The 8,359-nt window shown below is 70.8% G+C and carries 7 protein-coding genes; 5 read left to right on the top strand and 2 right to left on the bottom strand.

The window, feature by feature from the left end; all coding sequences use genetic code 11:
* The first annotated feature begins 112 nt into the window (after nt 1-112).
* Nucleotides 113-709: a TlpA family protein disulfide reductase gene (locus tag ACFVW8_RS37150; RefSeq protein WP_389698104.1), complete on the top strand. Its 597-nt coding sequence runs from the start codon at nt 113-115 to the stop codon at nt 707-709.
* 73 nt (nt 710-782) lie between these two features.
* On the top strand, nt 783-1,214 hold the full coding sequence (locus ACFVW8_RS37145) for a hypothetical protein (RefSeq protein WP_389698102.1): 432 nt from the start codon (nt 783-785) through the stop codon (nt 1,212-1,214).
* A 103-nt stretch (nt 1,215-1,317) separates the two neighbouring features.
* Here ACFVW8_RS37145 and ACFVW8_RS37140 read toward each other — a convergent pair whose 3' ends face one another.
* Nucleotides 1,318-2,913: a substrate-binding domain-containing protein gene (locus ACFVW8_RS37140; RefSeq protein ID WP_389698100.1), complete on the bottom strand. Its 1,596-nt coding sequence runs from the start codon at nt 2,911-2,913 to the stop codon at nt 1,318-1,320.
* A 213-nt stretch (nt 2,914-3,126) separates the two neighbouring features.
* On the opposite strand from ACFVW8_RS37140, the gene ACFVW8_RS37135 reads away from it, so the two are divergent.
* Nucleotides 3,127-4,020, top strand: a complete 894-nt coding sequence (locus ACFVW8_RS37135) for a glycoside hydrolase family 19 protein (protein ID WP_389698108.1) — start codon at nt 3,127-3,129, stop codon at nt 4,018-4,020.
* A gap of 314 nt (nt 4,021-4,334) precedes the next feature.
* A complete protein-coding gene (locus ACFVW8_RS37130) occupies nt 4,335-5,228 on the top strand; it encodes a glycoside hydrolase family 19 protein (protein ID WP_389698098.1) in 894 nt (297 codons plus the stop codon).
* A gap of 68 nt (nt 5,229-5,296) precedes the next feature.
* On the opposite strand, the gene ACFVW8_RS37125 is transcribed toward ACFVW8_RS37130, so the two are convergent.
* The gene (locus tag ACFVW8_RS37125) at nt 5,297-6,763 is read right to left on the bottom strand and encodes a helix-turn-helix domain-containing protein (protein ID WP_389698106.1); all 1,467 of its coding nucleotides are present in this window, start codon (nt 6,761-6,763) and stop codon (nt 5,297-5,299) included.
* A gap of 330 nt (nt 6,764-7,093) precedes the next feature.
* Here ACFVW8_RS37125 and dnaN point away from each other — a divergent pair, with 330 nt between their 5' ends.
* A complete protein-coding gene (gene dnaN / locus ACFVW8_RS37120) occupies nt 7,094-8,239 on the top strand; it encodes a DNA polymerase III subunit beta (RefSeq protein WP_389698096.1) in 1,146 nt (381 codons plus the stop codon).
* Nucleotides 8,240-8,359: the final 120 nt, after the last annotated feature.

Raw genomic sequence — 8,359 nt, 5'->3', positions numbered from 1 at the left:
GCAGTCATCACTGCCGGCCGCCGCCGCGTCCGGTTCCCGGTGGGACACGGGCCGCGGCAGGGACCGCGAGGCCGCCAGGGAGTGCCTCACGGGCCCATGGGAAACTCTTCACATGACCCCCAGGACCGTCTCCCGCGCCGTCGCACTGACCGCGATCGTCACAGTTGCCTCGTTCTCCCTGTCCGCCTGTGGCGGCAGCACGTCCGGAGGCGGCGGTCAGACGAACTACGTGACGAGTACGGGCGGCATCTCGAAGGTCGCCAAGGGGGAGCGGAAGGCCGTCGGCCAGATCAAGGGCGAGACGATCGAGGGCAAGCACCTCGATGTCGCCGACCTCCACGGCAAGGTGGTCGTGATCAACGCCTGGGGTTCCTGGTGCCCGCCGTGCCGGGCCGAGGCCCCGTATTTCAACAAGGTCGCCAAGGAGATGAAGGCCAAGGGCGTCGAATTCGTCGGCATCAACGCCCGTGACGACGACAAGAGTCTCTCCAAGGCGTTCGAGGACGACTTCGGCATGTCGTACCCGAGCCTGTACGACCCGATCGGGAAGCTCCTCCTCTCCGGATTCCCCAAGGGCACACTGACGCCCCAGTCCATCCCCTCCACGGTCGTCCTGGACCGGGACGGCAAGATCGCCGGCCGGGCGCTCACATCGATCGACGACAAGAAGCTGCACAAGATGATCGATCCGCTGCTCAAGGAAAGCTGAAATCCCCCCACATCCGAACATCTGGTCGAGTATGATCATGCCGACCGATATCGGTATCTGATTTGGGGGGAAGATGACCACTTCCATTCGCAAGCGAGCTCTGACCGTTCTCACCACCGCGGCTGTCGTGACCGGCGCCGCTCTGACGATGGGCGCGGGTTCCGCCTCGGCGGCGCCGACCGCCTCGTTCACCGTCAGCGGCATGGCGAGCGACGGATCCCGTTCCATCGTCATCAAGACCGGTGGCACCACCGCCGGCACGGTGAAGTGGACGGCCAACGGGGACAAGCTGACCGCCAAGGACTCCAAGGCGGACGGCTACGGCATTTCCGGGTACGTGACCGCCAACCCGTACCTCATCGCCGACACCGGGGGCCACAACTCCCCGTACACGGCGACCGCGCACCGCAACCTCGCCGAGAACAAGACGTACACGTTCTGGGCGTGCATCGGCAGCAACAGCGCGGGGCTGTACTGCTCCAAGGTCTACAACGTCACTTCGTAAGCACGCCGGAGTCACGTCGGAGCCGTTCCGCAGGAACACCGGGCCCCTTGAGCGCGACCTCGCTCAAGGGGCCCGGCCCGTGCGGCCGCCCGTATCCCCGCCCCTACTCCTCGCCGCAGATCCGCAGCCCCTCGGGCGTCGCGCACGGCAGATGGCCATGGGTGCGGATGACGTCCTGGCCGCTGCCCCGGCTGAGGTAGGCCAGGAAGCTGGAGGCCAGCGAGTCGGCGGGCGGGCTGCCGTAGGTGTAGGCGTACTCGATCTCCCGGTACGGGTAGCTGCTGGTGCCGATCGTGTCGACGGACGGGGTGGTGCCGTCGATGGCGATCTGGTGGGCCCCGGCCGGCTTGGTGCCGGAGCGCAGCTCGCTGTAGCCGATCGCACCGCCGAGCCGGCCGACCTCGGCCAGGACCTGTTCGGTGGAGTCGAGTTCGCAGCGGATGACGGAAGCCTGCGGGTCGTCCTTCGTGGCGCAGTCGCGGGAGGACTGGGCGGGCTCGTTGCGGCCCAGGACCCGGCGCTGGAAGACCTCGCGGGTACCGGAGTTGGCGTCGCGGCTGACCAGCAGCACGGGGAGGTCCGGGCCGCCCAGCTCCTTCCAGTTGCGCACGTCGCCGCGGTAGATCCGGCGGACGGTGTCGCCGGTCAGATTCTTCAGCGGGATCCGGTCGTTGACGACCAGGCGGAACAGCGAGACGGCGACCCGGCTCTCGCGCAGTTGCGGGAAGCCGCTCGGCTTGGGGCCGTCGGAGAAGGCGACGAGGGCGGGCGACCCGGACTTCCCCGACCCGGGCTTCCCGGACCCGGACTTCCCGGACCCGGACTTCCCCGCGCCCGGCGTCCCCGGCTCGGCGCCCCGGTCGGCCAGTTCTCTTATCCCGGCCGTGCTGCCGTGCGCGTCCACGGTGACGGTGGCGCCGTCGCAGGCCTTGCCGTACTTCGTCGCCAGCTCCCGCAGCACCGGTGCGAAGGCGGTGGAACCGGTCACCGTCAGCTCGCCGCGGGCGCAGCCGATGGGGGGCGGGGTGTCGTCGCGCACCAGGATGATGGAGGCCAGCGTGACGACGCAGACGGTCAGGGCGACGGTGATGAACCGGGCGGCCCGGCCGAACATCGGGGGCTTCTCGTCGGGACGCGCCGCCTTGTTGGGCGTCACCTCGCCGTCCCGGATGCCGCCGGTGACCCGGATCGGACTGCCCACCCGTGAACCGGTCAGCAGGACCAGGAGCTTGAAGTGCTCGCCCCGGTTCAGCGGTACGCGCGGCAGCCTGATGAGGGAGCCGCTGTGCCGCATCCCGCCGGCCGGGGTGAAGTGGTCCATGAGGTGGTCGGAGCCGTTCGAATGGGTGACGGCGATACCGCGGACCGTGCGTTCGCTGAATTCGACGGTCAGTCCGTGGAGTTGTTCGTCGGGCCCGGTGTAGTCGCCGCGGGCGATGGACTGCGAGCCGTCGTTCTCGACGCGCAGCAGGACGAGCGTGGCGTCGGACATGTCGGGGGTCTCGCTGAAGAGCCCGAGCCGCACATTGGCCCGCCCCTGGCTGACCCCGCTGCCGATCGGGGTGTCCATTTGCACCCGGTAGCCGATGCGCTTGCGGCGGGGTACCCGGCGTTCGTACCAGAGCACACCGATGGAGACGAGGACGCCCAGTACGGCGGTGAGCACGGCCACGATGTTCTCGGCGCTGAACCACTCCACGGTCGGGTTCCCCCTGCCTGTCGAACGCCATCCGGGGTTCGGGCGCGCGGGTCACGGTAAGCGCGCGGGGAGGACGGAGGATGGCCGCCGGATGGCCAACAGGCGTACGAGCGGGAGCCGTTGGTCCAGACCTTGACAGGTCCAGACCAATCGGGGTTGGGTGTCCGGGACGATGCCCGGCCGAACCGTTCCCCGTCGAAGGAGTGAGCAGCGCTGAACCGCATCAAGAGCGTTCTGACCGTACTGAGCGCCGTCATCGCGACGGCAGCCTTCCTTCCCGCCGCCACGGCCTCGGCCGCGGACACCGCCCCGGCAGCCTCCCCCACGACCGCGTGCGCGCCCCTGTGGAGTTCCTCGACCGCGTACACGGCCGGCGGATCCGTCTCGCACCACGGCCGCAACTGGACGGCCAAGTGGTGGACGCAGAACGAGAATCCGGGCGCCACCACCGTCTGGGAGGACCGCGGGACCTGTACGGGCAGGGTCTTTGACTTCGTCATCAGCGAGGCCGAGTTCGACCGGATCTTCCCGGACCGCGACCCCTTCTACACGTACCAGGGGCTGATCGACGCGCTGCACGCCTACCCGCGCTTCGCCAACACCGGTACCGAGTCGACCAGGAGCCGGGAGGCGGCGGCGTTCCTGACGCACGCCGACTTCGAGTCCGTCGGTCTCCAGTACGTGAAGGAGATCAACGAGGCCAACTACTGGATCAAGTGCGACTACAGCCAGCCGTTCGGCTGCCCGGCCGGACAGTCCGCGTACTACGGCCGCGGGCCGATCATGTTCAGCTGGAACTTCAACTACAAGGCCGCCGGTGACGCGCTGGGTCTGGACCTGCTGAACAACCCGTGGCTGGTCGAGCAGGATCCGTCGGTCGCCTGGCAGACCGCGCTCTGGTACTGGAACACCCAGAACGGGCCCGGCACCATGACCTCGCACGACGCCATGGTCGGCGGCGCGGGCTTCGGTGAGACGATCCGCTCGCTCAACGGGGCGCTGGAGTGCGACGGCGGGAACCCCGATTCGGTGCAGGCGCGGGTCGCCAAGTACGAGCGGATCACCGGCATCATCGGGACGGACCCCGGCTCCGGGCTCACCTGCTGACGGTGCGCGGACGGATGTGCGGCTGACCGGCCGGACAGTACGGTGTCCGCATGCTGGACAGGCCCGAAGGTTTTACCTTCGGGCCTGCAGCCGTTCCGGGCGGCGTTGCGGAGCGACTCCCTCCGGAATCAGTCCTGTTGGGGGCGGTGTGGTGGGGCGGATGGTGTGCCCTTCCCCCGCGGGCGGTCCGGCGGCAGGAAATCCTTACGTTGGTCTAGACCTTGACAGGTTCAGACCAGCAGCGCTTGAGTGTCGGGCACCCCCCATGGCGGCGCACCGATGAGCTCGGTGCGCCGCGCCTAAGGAGTGCTCACATGATCAGACGCGTCATGGGCCTGCTCGCCGCGCTGGGCGCGGTCGTCGCGACGGTCGTCATCCTTCCCGCCACCACCGCATCGGCGGCCGACTGTGCGGCTGCCTGGAACTCCTCGTCCGTCTACAACGGCGGCGGATCCGCCTCGTACAACGGGCACAACTGGACCGCCGGGTGGTGGACCCAGAACGAGGCCCCGGGCAGTTCCGACGTCTGGGCCGACCAGGGCAGTTGCGGAAGCGGCAGTACGGATCCGGGTGACCCCGGCACGTCCGCGGACTTCATCGTCAGCGAGGCGCAGTTCGACCAGATGTTCCCGGGCCGGAACCCCTTCTACACCTACAGCGGGCTGACCGCCGCGCTGGACGCCTACCCGGGCTTCGCCAACACCGGCGACGACACGGTGAAGAAGCAGGAAGCCGCCGCGTTCCTCGCCAACGTCAGCCATGAGACGGGCGGTCTGGTGTACGTGGTGGAGCAGGACACGTCCAACTACCCGCACTACTGCGACACCAGCCAGTCCTACGGCTGCCCCGCCGGGACGGCCGCGTACTACGGCCGCGGCCCGATCCAGCTCAGCTGGAACTTCAACTACAAGGCCGCCGGTGACGCCCTCGGTATCGACCTGCTGAACAACCCCTACCTGGTCGAGCAGGACGCGGCGGTGGCCTGGAAGACCGGCCTCTGGTACTGGAACACCCAGACCGGCCCCGGCACCATGACCCCCCACAACGCCATGGTGAACGGCGCCGGATTCGGTGAGACGATCCGCTCCATCAACGGCTCCATCGAGTGCAACGGGGGCAACCCCGGCCAAGTGCAGAGCCGTATCGACAAGTACCAGGCGTTCGTGTCGATCCTCGGCACCACGCCCGGTTCGAACCTGAGCTGCTGACCAGCTGAACTCCCCGGTACGGGGGGCGCGTCCGGGCCTGACGGCCGGAGGCGTCCCCCGTTCGGCTGTCAGCCGCGGGCCGGGCCTTCGGCCAGGTCCATCGCCCGGAACGCCAGCCACAGGTCGTAGCGCGCGCTCGGCGAGCGCAGGAGCGAACGCTGGAGCACGGTCTCCAGCCGGGTGAGGCGCTTGCGGAGGCCCGGCACGGAGATGCCCAGGGCCGTGGCGGCCGGCCCCAGCCGCCCCTCGTGCTCCAGCCAGGTGCGCAGTGTGGTGTACGGGCCGGCGGGGCCGGCCGCAGCTCCGGGGTCGCCCAGCGGACGCAACTGCTGGGTGGCCCAGGAGCGGACGGCCGGGGTGCGCAGGATCTCGTCCAGCGACAGGACGGGCGCCGAGGTGCGGCCGGGCCGGGGCAGGGCGGGCGTGGCGCGGACGGCCAGCGCCAGGTCGAGCGCGGCCTGGTCGGCGAGCCGCTCCAGATCCAGGCCCAGCAGCTCACCGATCAGCCGCAGCCGGGCGGCCAGGGTGTTGCGGTGGATCTTCAGATGGCCGGTCGCGTGCGAGGAGAACGCAAGCCAGGACGCGAGGGTCGCCGAGAGCTCCTGGCTGCCCGGGTCCTGGCTGCGTCGCGGCAGGTGGCCGAGCAGCGGGGCCAGCAGCGCGTCGGCCCACCGCGCCCCCTCGGCGCCGACCACCAGCGCGGGTTCGGGGGCCGAGCCGAAGCGGGTGTGCCGGCCGGGCAGCCCGCGGGCCACGGCCAGCGCGTGGAAGGCCTGGCGGTACGCGGTCGCGGTGTCGGACAGCGGCACGTCCTCGCTGATGCCCACGACGCAGTCGTCCACCACCGCCGCGACCTCCGGGCCGAGCTGTCCGTCGGCCGGTTCCGGTCCGGCCGGCACGACGAGGATCAGATGGCGCGCGTAGACCGGGCACCGCACGATCCAGGACCGCCCGCCGGAGAGGTCCGTGCAGATCCGGGCCACCTCGTCCCGGCTCCCGCCCGGGCACTCGACGACGCAGACCCGGACCGGGTCGGGCAGGGCCGGCTTCAGGGCGCCGGCCACCTGGTGTGCGAGGGAGAGCTGGCCGGTCATGAGCAGATGCAGCACCGCCTCGCGGCCGCGGGACTCCGCCAGATCGACGCGACGACGCTTGCGTTCGACGGTCTCGGCCGCCCAGCACATCGCGAGCGGCAGAGCGATATCGGCGAGGAGCGTCGCCAGCCCGTCCGGGAGCGGGCGTCGGCCGACCACGGCGAGCACCGGGCGGACGGTGTCCTGCGGCCCGTCAAGGGAGAACAGCAGGGCCGTGTGCGGCCCCCGGTCGAACGAGAGGGAGCGGGCGCCGAGCTCCGTCAGCTCCCGCGCGCCCTCGGCCGCCAGCGCGGCCGATCCGGTGCTCGCGGCCTCCGGGTCCCGGGTGACGCCGTGCAGGATCGTGCCGTCGCCGCCGAGCAGGCCGGCCCAGCCTCCGGCCCGCCCGGACACCCAGCGCAGCAGCTCCTGCGAGCCGCCCGCGCGGGCCAGCCCGTGCATCCGGATGACGTCGTCGGCCCGCCTGCGCGCGTGCACACTCCCCCCGCTCCTGCCAGAAACCGGAGTGAAGCGTACCGGTTCGGTTGTGCGGACTGATACCTCCGGCTGTCCACACAGTGCGATCTGAATCTTTACCGGCCCCTACCCCGAGACCTACAGTCCGAACGCGGTTGCGGGCCTTTCGGGGGAGAGGCACGGGGGACGACGGCAGCGGCCCACGGGGGTGGCCGCTGTCGTCGGCCGCAACCGCCTCCCGGCCGCGTTGTCAGTGGTGCCCCTTAGCGTCGAGGACCAGAGACGGTCGTTCGACGCCGAGGAGAGGTCATCACCGTGGAGTTCCGGATCGAGCGCGGCGCGCTCGCCGACACCGTTGCCTGGGCGGCCCGGGTGCTGCCCACGCGGTCACCCGTTCCCGTGCTCGGCGGTCTGCTGCTGGAGGCGGCGGACGGACGGCTGTGCGTCTCCGGCCTCGACTACGAGGCGTCGGCCCGTATCGAGGTGGACGCCGGGATCCTGCGGCCGGGCAAGGTGCTGGTCATGGGCCGGCGGCTGCTGGACGTGTGCCGGGTGCTGCCCGAGGGGGCGGTGGAGTGCGCGGTCGAGGGCTCCCGGTTCACGGTGACGGGCAGCGGCGCCGGATTCGGCCTGTCGGTACTGCCGCTCGACGACTACCCGTCGCTGCCGCCGCTGCCGGCGGTCCTCGGCGCGGTGGACGCCGAGGAGTTCGCGGAGGCCGTCGCGGATGTGACGGTGGCGGCCGGCCGGGACGACACCCTGCCCACGCTCACCGGGATCCGGCTGGGCCTCGACGGCGACCGGATGACTCTGGCGGCCACCGACCGCTACCGCTTCGCGGTGCGCACGCTCAGGTGGAAGCCCGCGGCGGCCGGCGTCTCGGCCGATGTCGTGGTCTCGGCCCGCAGGATCGGTGAGATCGCCCGCTCCTTCGGCCGTGCGGGCGCGGTCAGTCTCGCGCTGGACAGCGGGTCGGCCGGCTTCGAGCTGGCCGGGATGCGCACGACGGTCCGCCTCCTGGACGGCCGACTGCCGCGCCACGACAAGCTGTTCGCGATGGCGGACCCGGTCACGGCGGTGATCGAGCGTGAGCCGCTGGTCGAGGCCGTGAAGCGGGTCTCGGTGGTGGCCGACGGGGACAGTCCGCTCCAGTTCGCCTTCCGCGACGACTCGGTGCTGCTCCAGGCGGGTTACGAGGACGACGTGGCGTTCCAGCGGCTCTCCGCCCGGCTGGCGGGGCCCGAGAATTTCACGGTCGCCTTCAACCCTTCCTATCTGATGGACGCGTTGTCCTCGTTCGACACCCCGGTCGTCCGGTTCCGGATGATGGGCCCCGGGCAGCGCGCCATGGTCACCGGGCATGCGTCGCGCGAGGAGGCGACGAGTCCTGCGGTCACGGAGGAAGGGGCGGTGCCGCCGGCCCACCAGCACCTGCTGATGTCGGTCAAGCCGTTGGTATAGCGGCCGGGCAGGCATCCTCGGCGAGGGCTGAACGCCGGTGCGGTGCGGACCGGTTGCGCCCGGCTCCCGTCCTGACAGGCCGTGCCCGGCCGGTCCCGCGAAGGGGACCCGGCCGGGCAC

It is taken from the genome of Streptomyces sp. NPDC058221 (assembly GCF_042882365.1).
GTDB lineage: Bacteria > Actinomycetota > Actinomycetes > Streptomycetales > Streptomycetaceae > Streptomyces.
The sequence above is the reverse complement of the archived record's forward strand: the minus strand, read 5'-3'. Positions and strand labels throughout refer to the sequence as shown.